Genomic DNA, 18,838 nt, shown 5'->3' on the forward strand with positions numbered 1-18,838 from the left:
CGTTCAGCAGATGCGCGGCAAGAGCTCCGCGTACGGCAGGTCGAGGATGCGCATCCCGCCCACCGGCGTTCGCAGCACCACAGTCCCCGGGCGGTCCGAGGTGACGCGCCCGATCCAGGCCGCGTCCCTGCCGAGGGGGTGATCGCGCAGCGCCGCGAGAGCCGCGTCGACTCCGTCCTCGGGGACGAAGGCGACGAGCTTCCCCTCGTTCGCGACGTGGATCGGCTCGAGGCCCAGGAGCTCGCATGCGCCGCGGACGGCGTCCTTGACGGGGAGGGCGGCCTCGGCGACCTCGATCCCGAGCCTCCTCCGCGACGCGACCTCCACAAGGGTCGCGGCGAGGCCGCCGCGGGTCGGGTCGCGCATCATCCGGACGCCGGGGCAGGCGACGAGCAGCGCTTGCGCCAGCCCGTGCAAGGGCGCGCTGTCGCTCGTGAGTTCCCCTTCGAGCTCGAGCCGCTGTCGCTGCGCGAGGACGGCGATGCCGTGGTCGCCGAGGGTTCCCGAGACGAGGATCTGATCGCCCGGCCGGACGTGCGCGGATCCGAGCTCGAGTCCATCCGGGACGACGCCGATGCCGGAGGTGTTGATGAAGATCCCGTCGCCGCTGCCGTGGCCCACGACCTTGGTGTCGCCGGTCACCACCGGCACGCCGACGGCGTTCGCGGCGGCACGGGCGGACTCGATCACCCTCTCGAGATCGGCGAGAGGCAGGCCCTCCTCGAGGATCAGCGAGAGGGAGAGGGCCACGGGGACCGCGCCGCCCATGGCGAGATCATTCACGGTGCCGTGCACCGCGAGGGAGCCGATGTCGCCGCCGGGAAAGAAGATCGGGCTGACCACGTACGAGTCGGTCGTGAAGGCGATCCGCGAGCCTCGGCCCAGATCCAGCACCGCTTGATCGTCGAGGGCCTCGAGGGCCGGGTTGCGGAAGGCCGGCAGGATCCGCTCTTCGATGAGCTGGGAGGTGAGACGCCCGCCGCTGCCGTGCCCCATCACGATCCGGTCGCGGGCCGCGATCGGCGTGGGGCACGGTGCCTCGGCGAGGCTAGAGGACATCGTCTTCTCCCAACGAGACGTGCACGTGATCCCAGAGCAGATGAAGTAGGAGGGTATGGACCTCCTGGATGCGATGAACGGACCAGGAAGGGGCGACGAAGCTGAAATCGCACAGATCGACCATCGCGCCGCCATCGCGTCCGGCGAAGCCGATGGTGAGAAGGCCGAGCTCCCGCGCGCGGCGCAGCGCGTGGTTCACGTTGGTCGAGGCCCCGGAGGTGGAGATCCCGAGAACCGAGTCCATGGGCCGCGCCATCGCCTCGAGCTGCTCGAGGTAGACCCTCGAGAAATCGGTGTCGTTGCCGATCGCGGTGAGCCACGCAACGTCCGTGCCGAGGGCCTGGGCGGGCAGCGGCCTCCTCTTCTCGACGATGGGGTGGTTGAACTCCACCGAGACGTGCTGGGCGTCGCAGGCGGAGCCGCCGTTGCCCATGACGAGGAGGCGGCCGCCCTCGCGGAAGCGGATCGCGAGGGCGGCGGTGCAGCGCTCGAGCTCGCCGGCAGCTCGCTCGACGAATCGCGCGGAGAGCTCCGCGCTCTCGCGGGCCTTGCGGACGATCGAATCCCTCATGCGGTGACCCTCGCGTCGTCGTGATGGAGCCCATACCGGTAGTACGCGGCGCATGCACCCTCGCCCGAGACCATGGTCGCGCCGAGAGGAGTGAGAGGCGTGCAGCTCTTGCCGAACGCGGGGCACTCGCGGGGCTTCTTGAGGCCGCGAAGGACCAGGCCGCTGATGCACTCGGTCGACTCCCGCGTGCCGATGTTCTCCACCTGGAAGCGCCGCTCGGCGTCGTGGGCCGCGAACTCGTGGCGGAGCCGGTAGCCCGACTTCGGGATCGAGCCGACGCCGCGCCACTTGCGATCCACCGTCTCGAAGACCTGGTCGATCACGGCGCGGGCGGCCCGGCTTCCGTCGCGGCTCACCATCCGGGCGTAGGCGTTCTCGACCTCGGCCCGGCCCGCCTCGAGCTGGCGGATCGCGCGGAGGATCGAGTCGAGGAGATCGACGGGCTCGAAGCCGGAGATCACGATGGGGACGCGGTAGCGATCGCAGAGGGCGTCGTACGCGCGAAGGCCCGTGATCGCGCAGACGTGGCCGGGGCCGAGGAAGGCCTGCACGCGGTTCTCCCGCGCCTGGAGGATCGACGCGATCGCCGGCGGCGTGAGCACGTGGGAGGCGAGCATCGAGAAGTTGCCGAGGCCTTCGCGCCTGGCCTGGAGCACGGCCATCGCGTTGGCTGGCGCGGTGGTCTCGAAGCCGATGCCGAGGAAGACGACCTCGCGCTCGCGGTTCTCGCGGGCGAGCTTCAGCGCGTCGAGGGGCGAGTAGACCACGCGCACGTCGGCGCCGGCGGCCTTGAGCCCCAGGAGATCTCCGCGGGATCCGGGCACGCGAAGCATGTCGCCGAAGGAAGCGAGGATCACCTCCGGACGCGAGGCGATGGCATGGGCGCGGTCGATGGTCTCGAGAGCGGTGACGCAGACGGGGCAGCCGGGGCCGTGGACGAGCTCCACCTCGGGCGGCAGCAGCTGGTCGATGCCGTAGCGGACGATGGAGTGTGTCTGGCCGCCGCAGATCTCCATGATCACCCAGGGCCTGGTGACCGTCGCGCGGATGGCGCCGAGCAGCTTCTCGGCGACGGCGGAGTCCCTGTACTCGTCCAGGTACTTCATCGCTCCTCCAGACCGTCGCGGAGCTCTTCGGTCTGGCCGAGCGCCTCGAGGACCTCCCAGGCCTTGGCCGCCTCCTCGCGATCGATGGTCGAGATCGCGAAGCCCACGTGGACCAGCACAAAGTCGCCAATCTGTGCTTGCGGCTGGTACTCCATGCAGACCTCGCGGGAGACGCCCGCGAAGCGGACCTTGCCGAACCGCAGGCCGTGCTTCTCGACGAGCTCCACGAGCTCGCCGGGGATCGCCAGACACATGGTCAATCGCTCCTTCCGGGAGGGCGCTCGGCCAGGAGCCGCGATCCGATCGCGGCCTGGCCGAGGGAGATACCGCCGTCGTTCGCGGGGACGAGGCGGTGGTGAAGCACCTCGAAGCCGTCGGATTCGAGGTGCGCCGTCGCCTCGTCGCTCAGCCGGCGGTTCTGGAAGCAGCCGCCAGTGAGCGCGACCACCGAGGGTCCGCCCTCGTCGCGGGCGCGGCGGCAGGCGACGTGGATCGCCGCTGCGAGCGTCGCGTGGAAGCGGGCGGCGAGCACGGGGACGCCGACGCCCCGATCCAGCTCACGCACGAGCTCGCGGATCGCGGGGCGGAGATCGATTCGGGTGCCGGTGAAGTCGAAGGCGAAGGCAGGCTGCGGCGGGCAGGAGCTCGCCGCGGACTCGAGCTCCGTCGCCGCCTGCCCCTCGTAGGTGATCTCCTCGCGCAGCCGGCAGAGGGAGGCCACCCCGTCGAGCCATCGACCGGCGCCGGTGGCGAGGGGAGGGGAGCCATGCTCGAGGATGCGTCGCGCGGGCTCGAGGCGCGGCCCGACCCACTTCAAGCGATTCACTGACTCGCCCGCGTCGAGGAGGGCTGCGAGGGCCAGTCGCCACGGCTGCCGGATGGCGGCCTCGCCGCCGGCGAGGGGCAGCGGCCGAAGGTGCGCGATCCGCTCGCAGCGCTGGAGGTCGGCGAGGAGGATTTCGCCGCCCCACATCGTCCCGTCCGTGCCCAGGCCCGTGCCGTCGAAGGCCACGCCGAGGACCGGGCCGGTCCTGCCGTGCTCCGCGAGACAGGAGGCCACGTGGGCGTGGTGGTGCTGCACGGGGATGCAGGGGAGCCCGCTCTCCCGGGCCCATCGCGTGGAGCGGAGGTCCGGGTGGAGATCGTGGACGACCGCCGTCGGCTGGATGCCCGCGAACCTCGAGAGACGCGCGATGGCTTCGCGGAAGACTTCGAGGACGTCCGGGTGATCGAGATCTCCAAGGTGGGGAGAGAGCCAGGCGCGGCCGCCGCCTGCGAGGCAGACGGTGTTCTTCTCTCCAGCGCCGACCGCGAGGAGGGGCGGGCCGTCCACCGGGAGCCGGATCGAGTCCGGGACGAAGCCGCGGGCCCGGCGAATCGGGGCGCGCTCCCGTCCGATCATTCGAACGACCGAGTCGTCTGCGCGGACCTCGATCTCCCGATCGTGGAGGAGGAAGGCGTCGGCGATCCCGTGGAGAGCGGCGAGCGCCTCGTCGTTGGTGCGCGCGATCGGCGCTCCGCCGCGGTTGCCGCTGGTCATCACCTGGAGCGGCGGGCCGTCGGCGAGCAGGAGGTGCTGAAGCGGCGTCGGTGGGAGGAAGACGCCGACGTCCCCGAGCGCAGGTGCCACCCTCGACGAGAGGGGCGAGCCGTCCCGTTTTCGACAGAGGACGATGGGGCGCTCAGGGGAGCGGAGGGACGAGCGCTCGTCGTCGTCGAGGAGCGCGACTGCCTCAAGGGCGGCGAGATCCCGCCCCATCACCGCGAAGGGCTTGTGGGGGCGATGTTTCCGTTCCCGGAGCTTCGCGACGGCTTCGTCCCGGGTCGCGTCGCAGGCCAACACGAAGCCTCCGGCTCCCTTGACTGCCACGATCGCGCCCGAGCGCAGCGCCTTGGCGGCGGCTGAGAGCGCTTCCTCTCCGAAGGCGCGCTCGTCGGAAACAGAGTGAACGAACGAGAGGCGAGGACCACAGGTCGGGCACGAGCTCGGCTCCGCGTGGAAGCGACGGTCGGCGGGATCCTCGAACTCGCGCGCACACGGATCACAGAGTGTGAATGGGCGCATCGCCGTTCGTTCGCGGCCGTAGGGCAAGGAGCGGACGACTGTGTAGCGGGGGCCACATGATGTGCAGTTGATGAATGGGTGACGGTGCCGCCGACCGTCGGGATCCTCCAGCTCGCGCAGGCAGGCGTCGCATGGCCCCAGGTCTGCAGGGATCGCTGCGGGAGGCGCCGTGGCCGCGCCGGTCAACGTCTCCGCGATGACGAAACGATCCTCGCCCAGCGGCGCCAGAGGGCTCGCCTCGAGCTCGTCTACGCGGGCGGGCAGGGCGAGGGATCCCGGCAGATCGCGCACGAAGGCCGAGACCCGATCCTGCGGGCCCTCGACCTCGATCCACACGGATCCCAGCTCGTTCCGCACCATTCCACCTAGCTCCAGAGCGCTGGCGAGGCGGTAGACCGAGGGGCGCATGCCCACGCCCTGGACGACTCCATGCAGGCGGATCGCGGTTCGCACGCGAGGCGGTAGCGGCGAGGGCATGTAGCCAAAGCTAGGCCGACCGATGCGGGGAGCAAGGAAGCGGGATCACGGTGTGAAGACTCGTGAACCATGCGGCGACGGCGCTCCCTTGCTTCCCGAAGGGCCCCCTCTAGCTTGAGGAGGTCATGCACGAGCTCGCGCTGATCGAGAGCCTGGTGGAGTCCGTCGAGGCGGGCGTTGGCGGCCAGCGGGTTGCGGCCGTGCGCCTAGAGGTCGGAAGGCTCACCGCCGTCGATCCGGGCGCGCTGCAGTTCTGCTTCGAGCTCTGCGTCGCCGGCACGTGCCTCGAGGGCGCCCGGCTCGAGATCCGCGAGGTCCCAGGGAGAGCGCTTTGTCGGCACTGTGGCGCAGAGGTCGACGTCGAGGCGACGTCGGCGCTCTGCCCATGCGGCGCCGCCGAGCTGCAGGTGATCTCCGGGGAAGAGCTACGGCTGAAGGAAGTGGAGGTCGCCTGAATGTGTGCGATTTGCGGCTGCGGGTCCGGGCTCGACCACGACCATTCCCATGGCGCGAGTGAGCATGGCCACCACCACGATCACGCGCATTCCCACGATCACGGCCATGATCACGCGCACGATCACGGCACGTCGCGGATCGCGCGCTTCGAGCTCGATCTCCTGGCCAAGAACGATCGGCTCGCCGCGCGCAACCGCCGCTGGCTCGAGGATCGCGGGATCCTGGGGCTGAACGTGATGGGTTCGCCCGGAGCGGGAAAGACGGCGCTCCTGGAGCAGACCGCCGCGCGCCTCCGCACCCGGATCCCTCTCTCGGTCCTCGAGGGCGACCAGGCCACCGAGGCCGACGCGATCCGCATCCGGGCGGCCGGCTGCAAGGCCGTCCAGATCAACACCGGCGCCGGCTGCCACCTTGACGCCGACATGGTGGAGATCGGCCTGCGCCGGCTGGAGCCCGAGCCGCGTTCGATTCTCTTCCTGGAGAACGTCGGGAACCTGGTGTGTCCGGCTCTCTTCGACCTTGGCGAAGCGCGGCGGCTCGTCGTCCTCTCCGTGACCGAAGGTGAGGACAAGCCGCTCAAATATCCCCACGTCTTCCGATCGGCAGACGTCCTCGTTCTCTCGAAGGTCGACCTCCTCCCGCACCTCCGCTTCGACGTCGATCGCTGCCTCGACAACGCGCGGCAGGTGAAGCCGGGGCTTCGCACCTTCCGGATCTCCGCGACCACCGGCGAGGGCGTCGACGAGTGGTGCGAGTGGCTCGTTCACGAGCGAGGTCGATCATGATGGACGAAGTACGGACCGGCGAGCTCGCCGGAGCCGATCGGGACGCGCGCCGGATCGCGGAGCTCCTGGAGCTCCTCCCTTCGATGGCAGGACCTTCCACCTGGAACGGGATAGAGGAGCTGGTGGATCTCCTGGTCCACGTGCAGGGCCAGGGCCTCGCGGCCTGCCTTGCGCTGGCGAGGCAGGCCGGAGTCGACCCATCACGCTTCGACACCCTCCTCGCAGAGGACGAGCTCGTCTCCAACCTCCTCCTCCTCCACGGTCTTCACCCGGTCCCCGCCCGCGTCCGTGTAGAGCAGGCGCTCGAGCGGATCCGTCCGTCGCTGGCATCGCACTCCGGCGGCGTCGAGCTCGTCGGCCTGGACGAGGAGGGAGTCGCGCACCTTCGTCTGAGCGGCGCCTGCGACGGCTGCGCGTCGTCGCGGGCCACGGTGGAGCAGACCGTCCGCCGCGCGATCGAGGAGGCGGCGCCGGAGGTGGCCGGGATCGAAGTGGAGGAGGAGCCGAAGTCGGATCCGTCTTTCGTTCAGCTCACGGTTCGAGGAGGAGCGTAATGGACCTGCGTGCTCTACGACGCTTCACCGCCTCCGCTTCGAGGCCCGAGGCCGGCAGCGTCTGCGAGATCTGCGCCGCGCCCCTCGAGGAGGGACACCGACACGTCGTCGATCTCGACCGACGAACGCTGGGCTGCGCCTGCCGCGCGTGCGCGATCCTCTTCACCTCCGGAACCGGACGTCATCGCACAATCCCGACGCGGATCGTCTCCGCGGCGGACGAGCCGATCGACGAGGCCTGGTGGGACACCCTCGCGATCCCCGTGCGGCTGGCCTTCCTCTTCTTCCATGGAACGCGCGCACGCTGGGTGGCCCTCTATCCGGGGCCCGCAGGTGCAACGGAGGCCGAGCTACCGTTCGAGGCGATGAAGGAGCTCGCGTCTGCGAGCCGCCTCGTCCGGGCCGTCGAGCCGGACGTGGAGGCGCTCCTGCTTCGAGGCCAGCGCCTTGGCGGCGCTCCCGAGGCCTTCGTCGTCCCGATCGATCACTGCTACGAGCTGGTCGGGAGGCTGCGGCGTACTTGGCGAGGCTTCGACGGCGGCGAGGACGCCCGCCGCGAGCTCGACGACTTCTTCGGCGACCTGCGCCGCCGCAGCGTGCCGCTTCCGCCAGACGGGAGGGGGAGGTGAGCTTCGATCGGGCGAGGGCAATCGCGGACGCGGTGCTGCTGGAGGGCTATCTCCTCTACCCGTACCGCGCGTCGTCGACGAAGAACCAGTTCCGGTGGACCTTCGGCGTCCTCGCGCCCCGAGGGTGGAGCGGGGCCGGAGGCTGCGAGCCGTGGTGGATGGAGACGCAATTTCTCCTCGCCTCCGAAGGCGCCGCTCGTGTGGAAGGGCGGCTGAGGTTCCTGCAGCTCCGGCGAAGGCGCGTAGAGGAGTCGGCGAACGGGGGATATCGCGAGGTGGGCCGCCTGGAGATGGACGGTCGCGCCGTGATCGCCTTCGACGAGAGCGAGGTCCGCGAGCTCGACTTCTCCTTCGACGTCGAAGACGGGATGGAGCTCGAGATCCCGTTTTCCGTTCCCGGCGGTGAGAGCGTCGAGTCGGTTCACGACGCGGCCGGCACCGTGTTCGGCCGAATCCGCCGAGAGAGCCTCGCAGTCGAGGGGTCGATCCGGATCCGGGTCGACCCCGCGCGCTCCGCCGGCCCCACGCTCCGCCGGGTGACGATCCGGGTGGAGAACACGACTCCCTGGGCCGATTCGGCGGCCGCTCGTGACGAGGCGCTCCGCGCGTCCTGCCTCTCCTCGCATTTGCTCCTCCGGGCCCAGGGTGGATCCTTCGTCTCCCTCCTCGATCCTCCTGACTGGGCCCGCGACGCCGTCGGCAATTGCCGAAGCACCGGGGCCTTCCCGATCCTCGCTGGCGTGGAAGGCGAGGACGATCTCCTCCTCGCGTCGCCCATCGTCCTCTACGACCACCCGCGGATCGCGCCGGAGAGCCCGGGCGATCTCTTCGACGCCACCGAGATCGACGAGATCCTCACCCTGCGCACCCTCACCCTGACCGACGAGGAGAAGGAGGAAGTCCGATCCACCGACGATCGCGGCGCCGCGATCCTCGAGCGGACCGAGTCCATGCCGCCGGAGGTCTTCGAGCGACTTCACGGAGCGTTTCGAAAGGTGAAACAAGGTGAGATGGCCCCGCTCGCCGGGGAACCGAGCGCCAGGGAATCGAGCGCCGAGGAACCGAGCGCCGAGGAGCGCTTCCCTCCTGGGAGCCGCGTGATCCTGAGGCCCGGCATCCGCCGCACCGACGCTCAGGATCTCCTCTTCGCGGGCCGCGTCGCCACCGTCGAGAAGGTGATGCGCGGTATCGACGGTGAGGCCCACCTCGCCGTCACCATCGACGACGATCCGGCCGCCGAGCTCCACCGCTGGTACGGGCGCTTCCACTACTACGCCGTCGACGAGGTCGAGGCGCTTCCCCAGAGAGAAGGATGAGCGCACGGGTCCTGGTAGCCGGAATCGGAAACATCTTCCTGGGTGACGACGGCTTCGGCGTGGTAGCGGCCCGGCGCCTGGCGGAAGACGACCTCCCTGCGGGGGTCGAGGTGGAGGACTACGGGATCCGTTGCCTGCACCTCGCGTTTGCGCTCCTCGAGCCGCCGGAGCTGCTGATCGTCCTCGACGCCGCCGGTCGGGGCGGCCCGCCCGGGTCGCTCTACGTCATCGAGCCCATCCTCGACGCTCCGACACAGGCCAGCGACGCCCACTCGGCGAGCCTGGCCACCGTCTTCTCCTCGGTGCGTGCGATGGGCGGCTCCCTGCCCCCCGTTCGCGTCGTCGGCTGCGAGCCTGCCTCCCTCGACGAGGGGATCGGCCTCAGCGCGCAAGTGGAGGGCGCCGTCGAGCCGGCCCTCGCGCTCGTGCGCAACATCCTGGACGAACGAGCGGGAGGAGGGAAGGGATGACGAAGTCCATCGAATGGCCCACGCTGCGCCGGCGGAACCACAGCCACCCCGAGCTCTGGATCGGTCTCGGCGCGTCCCTCGCGGCAGTCGTCGCCCTCCTCTGGGTCGCCCCGGAGGCGAGACGCTACGCCCGCATGAGGCAGATGTAGCCGACCATTGTCGACGAGGCGCTCGTCCCCCTTGCAGGGGATTCGCGCACGGTCGCGGCTGCGTGATCGTCCGGGGAGTCGCGCTCCATGGAGCCCGACTCCTACCTGGAGGAGCGCGGTGAAATCGCATCGCCTGATTGCGTTCGCTGTCGCGGGAGCCGTCGCGTCCGCTTTCGTCGTGCTGGCCCACGCCCAGGGCAAGGAGAAAGGGGCTCGCATCGAGCCGCGGGGCAAGACGAGCTACATGCCCGTGGCGATCACCGAGACCTTCACCGAGATCCGGGCGAGCTACGTGAAGGAGAAGCCCGGGGTGGAGAAGCGCCACCAGAGCCTCCTCGAAGCGCGCTACGACCTGTCGAATCGCCCGGCCAAGGGCGTGACGATGTTCCGGGGAAAGTCGATCCAGGAGGGTCCCAGGGCGCGGCTCGCAAAGGGCACCACCTGGGATTCGCTGGCCACGATGTCTCCGGAGGAGATCCGCGCGAAGGGCGTGTTCCCCGCGGGCTTCATGCCGCTGCCCCATCCCAACCAGAAGGAAGGCGGGATGGTCTTCCCGAAGGTGGAGATCGACGAGCTGAAGCGGCAGGAGGACCGCGACCTCACCCGCTTCGATCTGGACTTCGATCTCCCGGACCGCTTCACGCCGGAGTTTCCGCCGCCGTTGTACCTCACCACGAGGCCGGACCTCGGCGACGTCTCGCAGGGCAAGCTCATCACCATCGCCAACTACTACGAGATCTTCAACGGGCTCCTGAATCCGAAGCAGATCGAGGGCCTGCGGCTCCTGCTCACCCCTTTCCCGCAGCAGCAGTTCAACCAGACCGAGGATCGCAGGAGCGACCATCCGAGCCGCGGCGTCGCATGTCTCGATTGTCACTCGAACGGGCACACCAACGGCGCGACGCATCTCGTGGGAGACATCCGGCCCCAGGAGTTCCGTCATCGGATCGACACGCCCAGTCTACGTGGCGTGAACATCCAGCGGCTCTTCGGTTCGCAGCGGGCCCTCAAGAGCGTGGAGGACTTCACCGAGTTCGAGCAGCGCGGCGCCTACTTCGACGGCGATCCGGTGATCGGGACGAAGAAGGGGATCAACATCCTGGAGAGAGGGAGCCAGGTCCACTTCATGGCCGAGTTCCAGGAGATCCTCGACTTCCCTCCGGCTCCGAAGCTGCGGGTGGTCGATGGCCGCCTCGATCGCGCCAAGGCCACGGAGTCGGAGGTGCACGGCGAGGAGCTCTTCTTCGGCAAGGCGCAGTGCTCCGGTTGCCATCCGGCGCCGTTCTACACGGACAACCTGATGCACAACCTCCAGGTCGAGCGCTTCTACGAGCAGAAGCTGGTGAACGGAATGGTCATGGGCGCCGACGGCCCGATCAAGACGTTCCCGCTGCGGGGCATCAAGGAGTCGCCGCCCTATTTCCACGACGGCCGGCTCCTCACCCTCGAGGACACGGTGGAGTTCTTCAACCTGATCCTGGAAACGAGGCTGAGCGCGGACGAGAAGAAGGATCTGGTGGCCTTCCTCTACGCCCTCTGAGACTCATCGAGCCGCAACCTTTCGGTGCGTTTTTCATCTCCAAACGGAAGGTCCCTGCCGTCCTCGTCTCGAGCCAAGCCGACACATAGGAGAGCGCCATGTCCGAGCACCTCGCCGCCATCCGCTGGAACCGAACGAGCCCCGGCTTCGACTTCGATTCCTACAACCGGGCACACGAAGTGTCGTTCAAGGAGGGGGCGATAGTCCTCCCCGCGTCCTCCGCTCCCGCCTACAAGGGAGAGCCCGGCAGGGTGGATCCGGAGGAGGCCTTCGTGGGCGCCCTCGCGAGCTGCCACATGCTCACCTTCCTGGCCCTCTGCTCCAAGAAGCGGCTGGTCGTGGATGCGTACGAGGACGACGCAGTGGGCGTCCTGGACAAGGGACCGAACGGCAAGCTCGCCGTCGCGCGGGTCACCCTACGCCCGAAGGTCCGCTTCGCGCCCGGCACCGAGGTGAACGCCGAGCAGCTCGCGCAGCTCCATCACCGCGCGCACGAAGGCTGCTTCATCGCCAACTCGGTGACGACCGACGTCTCGGTCGAGCCTCGCGACTAGGGCCCGACGACCTCGACCTGATGGTTCGCCGACGCGAGCTTCAGGTTGCCGAGGAGCTCCTGCATCGGCTCGATCGCCTCGGCGAACTTGGGCAGCTCGCTGGCCGGTAGGGGATCGGACGGCGGGAACTTGAGGCTCAAGGGGTTGATGAACCGCCCGCCGCGCTTCACCGCGAAGTGGAGGTGGGGGCCGGTGGCGCGGCCGGTCATGCCCACGTAGCCGATCACGGTCTTCTGGGCGACGCGGCCGCCGGCGTGGATCCCCGACGCGATCTTCGAGAAGTGGCAGTAGATGCTCTCGAGGCCGTTGGAGTGCCGGACCGCGACCATGTTGCCGCAGGCGCCGTTGTAGCCCGCGAGGGTCACGGTGCCGTCGGCGATTGCCCACACCGGCGTGCCGGTCCCGGCCGCGTAGTCCACGCCCTCGTGCTGCTTCAGGTACTTGAGGATCGGGTGGAAGCGGCTGCCGAACTTGGAGCTGATGAAGGCGAACTTGAGCGGCGTCTTGAGGAACGTCCGGCGCGCCGCGCCGCCGCCCTCGGCGTAGTACTCGAGGCGACCCGTCTCCGGGTTCGGATAGCGGAAGACGCGCTTCCGGCCCACGAGCTGGCCGTCGTACTCGGCGGCGAGGACGTCGCCGTAGCGCACCGTCCTGCCCTCGTGGATGTACTTCTCGATCACGATCTGGAAGGTGTCGCCCTTCCTGGGGTCCAGGTAGAAGTCGACGTCGAAGGCGAGGACGTCGGCGAAGGCCATGGCCACCAGGGGCTCCTCGCCGGTCCGCATGATCGCGTCCCAGAGGGAGGACTCCAGGGTCCCGGCGATCCGGACGACCTCCTTCTCCACCTTGAACTCGCGAGCCGAGCCGACCAGGCGGTCGCCCTCCTTGCGCACCCGGTACTCCTCCACGGGGCCCCGGCGCAGCTCGAAGAGCTCCAGCTCGCCGGCCGAGGTCGTGATCCGGAGCTCGTCGCCGATGTTGATCTTGCGGAAGTCGAAGATCCCTGCGAGGGCGTCGACGATCGCGTTGGTCTGCGCGACCTCGACCCCGATGCGCCCCAGGGCGCTCACAATCGTTTCGTTCGGCCGGACGAGGGCCGAATGCACCTCGTAGCTGCGCTCGGGCTCCAGGGCCGCCGGCTGGGCGGGGATCACGGGCTGCGGCTCGGGGGCCGGGGCGGCGGGCTTCTCCGCCGTGCAGGACGCCGTGACGACGAGCGCGAGGACGGCCAGGTTCAGGATCCGACGAAACATCGGCGGACGATAGCAGGCTGTGGGCAGAAGGTGGAGAGAACGGACGATTTCGACATCAGGACCGGCCGAAACGGGCGATTCAGCGCTCGAAGCGGTAGCCGAAGCCGCGGATGGTGAGGAAGTGCCGCGGCGCCTCCGGGTCGGCCTCGAGCTTGACCCGGAGGCTGCGCACGAAGTTGTCCACCGTGCGGGTGGTCCCGTCGTAGCCGACGCCCCACGCGCCGTCGAGGATGGCGTTCCGGCTCAGGGCCTTCCCCTCCCGGGCGAAGAGGAAGGTGAGGAGGCGGTATTCCTGGGGTGTGAGCTCCACGGGCACGCCGCCGCGGGTGACCGTCTGCGAGTCCGGGTGGATCGCGACCTCGCCGAAGCGCAGCTCCCGCGAGCCCTGGGCGCCGGACCGTCGCCGGAGCACCGCCTTGAGCCGGGCGAGCAGCTCCGGGAGGCCGAAGGGCTTGGCGACGTAGTCGTCGGCGCCCAGGTCGAGGCCCAGCACCTTGTCGGTCTCCGCGTCCTTGGCCGAGAGCATCACCACGCCCGCCTGCGAGCGCGCGCGGAGCTCCCTGAGGATCTCGAAGCCGTTCTTGCCCGGGAGCATCACGTCGAGGATCACCACGTCCGGCGCGTGCTCGAGGGCCATCGCAAGGCCCTCCTCGCCGTCCCGGGCGGTGAGCACCTCGTAGCCCTCGTACGAGAGGTTGTGTTTGAGGCCATAGAGGATCGAGGGATCGTCCTCGACGATCAGGATCCGGCTCACGACACCTTCTCCGCCGCAGGGAGCGCCACCGTGAAGCGGCTGCCCTTCCCGACCTCGCCCCCGACCTCGATGCGGCCTCCGTGGGCCTCGGCGATCCGCTTGGCGATGGCCAGGCCCAGGCCGGTGCCCTCTGTACGCCGGGTGAGAAGGTCGTCCACGCGGTAGAAGTGCTCGAAGATCCGCTTGCGCTCGGCGCTGGGGATCCCGGGGCCGTTGTCCTCCACGTCGAAGAAGACCCGCTTGCCGGTGGCGCGGACCTTGAGGTGAATCTCCTTGTTGCTGTTGGTGTACTTGTGCGCGTTCGTCAGGAGGTTCACCAGCACGACCTCGATCGCCTCGCGGTCCACCTCGACGGGAGGCAGGCCCTCGGGGATCTCCATCCGGATCAGACCGGGCGGCGCGAGCTGCTGCCGGTCGAAGACCTCCACCGCCTTTCGCGCCACCTCGGCCGAGGGAGTCTCCACCTTGCGGAAGACGCGGCGTCCCGACTCGATCCGCGCCCAGTCGAGGATCCGGTCCACGAGCACCGCGAGACGCTCCGCCTCCTTGTCCAGGTGGTCCAGGCACTCCAGCCTCTCGTCCTCGCTGCGCACGCGCCCGAGCCGCAGCGTCTCGACGAACATCCGGATCGCGGTGAGCGGCGTGCGCAGCTCGTGGCTCACGTGGGAGACGAAGTCGCTCTTCAGGCGGGAGAGCTTCGCCTCGCGGTAGACGGCCCGGCTGGTGAGCACCACGCCCACCGCGATGGCCCCGTAGAAGAGGAAGAGCAGGGCGCCGTAGACCACCCGGTTGACGAAGGCGAGGCTCGCGGGCGATCGCCCCTCGGGGAGCCGGACCACCAGCGAATTGCCCGAGAGGGCGCCGGTGAGGGGGCGCTCTACGATCGGGGGGCCGAAGCCCGCCGGGGCGGAGTCGCGGGAGCGCTCGCCGGTGATCGAACGCAGCAGCGCCTTCACCACGTCTTCGCGGCCCTCGGCCGGGTCTGCGGGGACCAACTCGAAGCGGGCCTTCTCGCCGGGGAAGAGGCGCTCGCCGAGGAGGCGCACCTGGCCGGCGAGGATCTTCGGATCGAGCTGGCCTTGCGTCTGTGTCATCTGGCGCGCGAGCTCCTCCGAGAGCGTGTCGAGCCGGGCGCCGTAGAGGTCCTCGAGCTGCTTCTCGACGACCGCCCGCTCCTGCTTGATCGCGAGGATGCCGAAGGTGGAGAGCGCCAGCGACGGCACGCAGACCGTGAAGAGCAGGAGGTAGAAGACCCGGCGGAAGTCGAAGAGGTCGGCGCGGCGCACGTCGGTAGGGGGATCGTCCCGGGATGGGGCGACATCGGCCCGGGAACCCTATCGCGCATCGGCCGGCGCCGATAGCGGGACCGCCACGCCGGTTGGCGATCCGCGCTTGGCCGATGTCGGCGAGACCACCAGGTGGTCCTTCGTCGTGAGCGTGATCTCCCGAAGATGGACCTCTCCCGGGCCCGGGTTCGACACGGTGAGCGTGACCACGCCGGCCTGGGAGGAGACGTCGAGAGGGGACGGGCCGGCGGCGAGGCGGACTCCGCCCTGGTCGACTGCGAGGTCGACCGGTCCGCTGGAGTCGGCGCAGACCCGCTCCGATCCGGCGGGCACGGCGAGCTCGAATCGGCTGCTTTCGCCAGCGGGGATGGACGCGCCGATGCGATGAAAGGGATCGAGCACCGCCGCGACCGTCGGCGTGGTGGCGAAGAGGTAACCCGGGATCACGATCCGATGCTCTGCGCGCCGTACGCCGATCCGTCCGCCCTCTCGCCGGACGAAGATCCTCGAGGTGAAGCGAGAGGGTGACCGGCCCTCGAAGATGACGAGAGACCACTCACGGCGAAAGCGGGGATTGCGGAGCATCTCCTTGCCACTGCGGAAGCACGGAAGGTGGCTGCCGCCTGGGCTGCAGAAGACGACGAGATCCGGATTCCGGCCGAGCACGTACGCGCCGTTGCCGAGCTCGTGTCCGATGGCGCCCTTGCCGAAGTCGGGCGGCCGGTTGCGCGCCAGGAAGCCGTCGTTCAGCCCCAGCATGTCGAGGGAGGGGAGCCCGGAGAAATAGGGAAGGCATCCCGCGGAGTCGACGGCGAGGAGCGGCTCGCGGTCGCGGAAGGCGTCGCCGAGCAGGTTCCCGACGACCTCACCGTCCCACTCCCAGCGCTCGTGGAGCGCACGCCGGTTCTCGGGATCGCGCCACTGCGCGATGCCCAGGGTGGCGAGAGCCAGGGCTCCAGCGGCGGCACCGCCCACGCGGAGCGCCATCGAACGATGACCGGAGGCCCACGTGAGGAACTCGCCGGCGAGGAGCGAAAACATCACCACGATCGGGGCGAAGTGCCGCCTGCCGGGGAAGATGTCTCCGCCGACGGAGGCGACGTACGCCATCCACGAGACGAGCGGGAGCGCAACCAGGATGGCCCTCTTGCGGGATGTTTCGGTTCGAAGGGCGAGCGTCGATGCGAGGGCCAGGATCGTGAGGCCGCCGAGCCAGAGGCTTCCCGTCCCGATGTATTCGACGCCGGCTCTGAAGTGCTCCCACGAAAACGCGGCCTTCGCCCTGGCCGTATTGGAGATCCAATCGCCGTAGTACAGGAGGCGAAATACGAGCTGGGCGAAGAAGGCCGCCATCGGGAGAAGGCTCAGGCGCAAGACCGCGCCGAGCGAGCCGAGGCCGCGGCAGAGCAGGATCGCCAGCCCGATCGTCGCGGGGAAGAGCGCGCCGTCGGGTCGCGTGAGGACGAGGAGCGCGAGCAGGACCGATGCCGGAAACACCCGATCGCTTCGGCCATCCACCACCGGGAACGACAGCACGAGGGCCCAGGCGAGAAGGGGAGCGACGAAGGCCTGCTCGAGGCCGCCGACGGCCCATACCGCGATGGGTCCGCTGAGGGCGAGGGCGAGCGACGCGCCGGCAGCGGGAACGAGAGCTCGGTAGCCGCCAGTCCGGAACGCCCACACCGCCGCGGCGACCGTCGCTCCCATCCCCGCGAAGCCGAGGATCCGAAGCGCGAGGATGAGGTCGAAGCCGAGCAGGCCGAGGAAGGCGGAGGCGAGGACCCAGAGCAGGTTCGAGTAACCCTCGACCCTCTCGCCGGCGGTCCAGGTGAGCCCGTGTCCCTCGAACAGTCGCTGGGCGTATCGAAGGGAGATCAGCGAATCGTCCGCGACGAACGGGAGGTAGCGGTACCCGTGGAATCCCAGGAGGACGAGCGAAGCAGCACCGACTGCGAGGAGGAGCAGAGATCGTTTCAAGGCGAGCCCGACGGTCTGGAGGCGTCACGGAAGTTTGGCACGCCGACCGGGGGAAAGACGACCCGAATGGAGGATGGATGAGCCCCCCGAGAGGGGGTGAGCAAGCGCTCCCGGTGGCCGTGTTATGGGGGAATGTACATGAGCCCTTCGACCTACAGAAGCCTGCTCGCTGTCAGCCTGGTGGTGATCACGTGGATGTTCGTCACCCAGGCGTGGATGGTCGACGACGCCTACATCACCCTGCGCACCGTAGACAACTTCGTGAATGGTCTGGGGCTCAGGTGGAATCCGGACGAGCGTGTTCAGGTCTACACACATCCCCTCTGGATGATCTGCCTCTCGGCGCTCTACTTCCTCACGCGCGAAGCCTTCGTCACCACGCTCGCCTTCTCCTTCGTTCTCTTGCTGGCGTTGATCGCCCTGGTGGCGGCTCGCTTCGCTCGAGAAGACCGCTGGAAGCTCTTCGTCTTCCTCGGGCTGCTGGTGGTCTCCAAGGCCTTCTTCGACTTCACCTCGAGCGGCCTCGAAAATCCGCTCACGTCGCTCCTCCTGGTGGCGTTTCACGTCGTCTGGCTCGCACCGACTCCCGAGGCCCTGGAGGGGAGGACCCGTCGCCATCTCGGTCTGCTCACCCTCGCTGCGCTCGTCTTCGTGAATCGGATCGACACCTTGCTCCTTTGTCTCCCCGCCGTCGCATGGGAGACCGTCTCGCTCGCGAGAGCGCTGCGTGGAAGGATCGTCCGTCCGCTTCTATTGGGGACGCTGCCGGCGACGGGATGGATCGCCTTCTCGGTCATCTATTACGGCATGCCGCTTCCGAACACGGCCTACGCCAAGGCGCTCGTCGACGGAGTGGGCGCCCGGGCGTCGTGGCAGATGGGGGCCGCATACTTCCTCAACAGCCTCGAGTGGGATCCGGCGACCTTGGCCATCATGGCCCTCGCCACGATCCGGGCGTTTGCCTGCCGAAGCCGGGCCGCGATCCTCTCGGTCGGCGGCATGCTCCTCTATCTGCTCTACGTGGCGAGGGTTGGCGCGTCCGGCACGCACATGAGCGGGCGCTTCTTCTCGGCGGCCTTCGTCCTCGCCGCTCTGGTCCTCGTCACGTTGCTGCGGGACTGGCGGGAGGCGGCTCCCGTCTGCGCGATCGCAGCCGCCTTCGTCCTCCTGAGCCCGGGGGCGCCGCTCCGTTCCCAGGGCAGCAGCAACCCCCAGGGCACGGAAGGTCACGGCCGGTCCGGGATCATCGACACCCGCTTCTTCGTGCATCGCGAAGGTGCCGCCCTGCTGTCGTGGGAGCGCGGTCGGGCGTGGCCCAACCACGCCTGGTATGACGAGGGGCGTCGCTTCAGCCATGGTGAGGAGAGGGTGCACGTCGGCGGGAGTGGCGGCGGCCTTCCGATCGGCTTCTTCGGCTTTGGCGCCGGACCTTCCAAGTTCGTGATCGACGAGCTCGGCCTCGCCGATCCGCTCCTGGCGCGCCTGCCCATGAAGAAGGGCTGGCAGTGGACGGGGGGCCACTTCCTGCGGGACATCCCCGACGGCTACGAGGAGTCCGTCCGTACGGGCGGAAACGAGCTCCGGGATCCGGATCTCCGCGCCTTCTACGAGAAGATCCGGTTGATCACACGGGGCCCGATCTTCAGCGCCGATCGATGGAAGGCGATCGTGGAGCTCCAGACCGGTGCCCTCGACCCTCTGCTCCTCGCCTACGAGGCGCGCCAGAGCAGACAACTGATCGGGAAACAGGGCCAGCCCTGAACCGGCGCGCTACGAACGACGAACGCGAGGCGCGGGACTCGCTGGCAGAAGCCTTTCCCGACGAGATGGGAGGATT

Annotated in this window: 19 protein-coding genes; 10 read left to right on the forward strand and 9 right to left on the reverse strand. The window is 69.1% G+C overall.

Going from position 1 to position 18,838, the window contains the following annotated elements; all coding sequences use genetic code 11:
• Positions 1-3 precede the first annotated feature (3 nt).
• Genes hypE through hypF form a run of 5 tightly spaced genes read right to left on the reverse strand, consistent with a single transcriptional unit; the run spans position 4 to position 5,254 of the window.
• Positions 4-1,059, reverse strand: coding sequence for a hydrogenase expression/formation protein HypE (gene hypE / locus AKJ08_RS02580; RefSeq protein ID WP_050724633.1), 1,056 nt, complete (start codon positions 1,057-1,059; stop codon positions 4-6).
• Positions 1,049-1,630, reverse strand: a complete 582-nt coding sequence (locus tag AKJ08_RS02585; protein WP_050724634.1) for a D-sedoheptulose-7-phosphate isomerase — start codon at positions 1,628-1,630, stop codon at positions 1,049-1,051. The genes hypE and AKJ08_RS02585 overlap by 11 nt, the downstream gene beginning before the upstream one ends.
• Entirely contained in the window at positions 1,627-2,736 is a 1,110-nt protein-coding gene (gene hypD / locus AKJ08_RS02590) for a hydrogenase formation protein HypD (protein ID WP_050724635.1), read from the reverse strand. Before hypD ends, AKJ08_RS02585 begins: the two co-directional genes overlap by 4 nt.
• Positions 2,733-2,990, reverse strand: coding sequence for a HypC/HybG/HupF family hydrogenase formation chaperone (locus AKJ08_RS02595; protein WP_050724636.1), 258 nt, complete (start codon positions 2,988-2,990; stop codon positions 2,733-2,735). The genes hypD and AKJ08_RS02595 overlap by 4 nt, the downstream gene beginning before the upstream one ends.
• A 2-nt stretch (positions 2,991-2,992) precedes the next feature.
• Positions 2,993-5,254: a carbamoyltransferase HypF gene (hypF, locus tag AKJ08_RS02600; RefSeq protein WP_240475419.1), complete on the reverse strand. Its 2,262-nt coding sequence runs from the start codon at positions 5,252-5,254 to the stop codon at positions 2,993-2,995.
• 149 nt (positions 5,255-5,403) lie between these two features.
• On the opposite strand from hypF, the gene AKJ08_RS02605 reads away from it, so the two are divergent.
• From AKJ08_RS02605 to AKJ08_RS02640, 9 genes are all read left to right on the forward strand, one after another.
• Positions 5,404-5,733: a hydrogenase maturation nickel metallochaperone HypA/HybF gene (locus AKJ08_RS02605; RefSeq protein WP_050724638.1), complete on the forward strand. Its 330-nt coding sequence runs from the start codon at positions 5,404-5,406 to the stop codon at positions 5,731-5,733.
• Positions 5,734-6,519, forward strand: a complete 786-nt coding sequence (gene hypB, locus AKJ08_RS02610; RefSeq protein WP_050724639.1) for a hydrogenase nickel incorporation protein HypB — start codon at positions 5,734-5,736, stop codon at positions 6,517-6,519.
• Positions 6,516-7,073 carry a NifU family protein gene (locus AKJ08_RS02615; protein WP_082342594.1) on the forward strand — a complete coding sequence of 186 codons (558 nt, stop codon included), beginning with the start codon at positions 6,516-6,518 and terminating at the stop codon, positions 7,071-7,073. Before hypB ends, AKJ08_RS02615 begins: the two co-directional genes overlap by 4 nt.
• Positions 7,073-7,702, forward strand: a complete 630-nt coding sequence (locus AKJ08_RS02620; RefSeq protein WP_050724641.1) for a DUF5947 family protein — start codon at positions 7,073-7,075, stop codon at positions 7,700-7,702. The genes AKJ08_RS02615 and AKJ08_RS02620 overlap by 1 nt, the downstream gene beginning before the upstream one ends.
• The gene (locus AKJ08_RS02625; RefSeq protein ID WP_050724642.1) at positions 7,699-9,018 is read left to right on the forward strand and encodes a hypothetical protein; all 1,320 of its coding nucleotides are present in this window, start codon (positions 7,699-7,701) and stop codon (positions 9,016-9,018) included. The genes AKJ08_RS02620 and AKJ08_RS02625 overlap by 4 nt, the downstream gene beginning before the upstream one ends.
• Entirely contained in the window at positions 9,015-9,488 is a 474-nt protein-coding gene (locus AKJ08_RS02630; protein ID WP_050724643.1) for a hydrogenase maturation protease, read from the forward strand. The genes AKJ08_RS02625 and AKJ08_RS02630 overlap by 4 nt, the downstream gene beginning before the upstream one ends.
• Entirely contained in the window at positions 9,485-9,637 is a 153-nt protein-coding gene (locus AKJ08_RS19035) for a DUF6893 family small protein (protein WP_157370436.1), read from the forward strand. Before AKJ08_RS02630 ends, AKJ08_RS19035 begins: the two co-directional genes overlap by 4 nt.
• Before the next feature lie 118 nt (positions 9,638-9,755).
• Positions 9,756-11,177, forward strand: coding sequence for a cytochrome B6 (locus AKJ08_RS02635; RefSeq protein ID WP_240475420.1), 1,422 nt, complete (start codon positions 9,756-9,758; stop codon positions 11,175-11,177).
• Positions 11,178-11,275: 98 nt separating this feature from the next.
• Positions 11,276-11,731, forward strand: a complete 456-nt coding sequence (locus AKJ08_RS02640) for an OsmC family protein (protein WP_050724644.1) — start codon at positions 11,276-11,278, stop codon at positions 11,729-11,731.
• Here the strand turns inward: AKJ08_RS02640 and AKJ08_RS02645 are convergent.
• From AKJ08_RS02645 to AKJ08_RS02660, 4 genes are all read right to left on the reverse strand, one after another.
• A complete protein-coding gene (locus AKJ08_RS02645; protein ID WP_082342595.1) occupies positions 11,728-12,984 on the reverse strand; it encodes a M23 family metallopeptidase in 1,257 nt (418 codons plus the stop codon). The two genes, AKJ08_RS02640 and AKJ08_RS02645, sit on opposite strands and share 4 nt — an antisense overlap.
• 79 nt (positions 12,985-13,063) lie before the next feature.
• Positions 13,064-13,738, reverse strand: a complete 675-nt coding sequence (locus tag AKJ08_RS02650) for a response regulator transcription factor (RefSeq protein ID WP_050724645.1) — start codon at positions 13,736-13,738, stop codon at positions 13,064-13,066.
• Positions 13,735-15,024 (reverse strand): sensor histidine kinase, encoded by a 1,290-nt coding sequence (locus AKJ08_RS02655; protein ID WP_050724646.1) that lies wholly within the window; start codon positions 15,022-15,024, stop codon positions 13,735-13,737. The genes AKJ08_RS02650 and AKJ08_RS02655 overlap by 4 nt, the downstream gene beginning before the upstream one ends.
• Positions 15,025-15,072: 48 nt before the next feature.
• Positions 15,073-17,001 (reverse strand): hypothetical protein, encoded by a 1,929-nt coding sequence (locus AKJ08_RS02660; RefSeq protein ID WP_050724647.1) that lies wholly within the window; start codon positions 16,999-17,001, stop codon positions 15,073-15,075.
• A 138-nt stretch (positions 17,002-17,139) separates the two neighbouring features.
• On the opposite strand from AKJ08_RS02660, the gene AKJ08_RS02665 reads away from it, so the two are divergent.
• Positions 17,140-18,762, forward strand: a complete 1,623-nt coding sequence (locus AKJ08_RS02665; protein WP_050724648.1) for a hypothetical protein — start codon at positions 17,140-17,142, stop codon at positions 18,760-18,762.
• Positions 18,763-18,838 lie beyond the last annotated feature (76 nt).

The sequence above is a fragment of the Vulgatibacter incomptus genome (genome assembly GCF_001263175.1).
GTDB lineage: Bacteria > Myxococcota > Myxococcia > Myxococcales > Vulgatibacteraceae > Vulgatibacter > Vulgatibacter incomptus.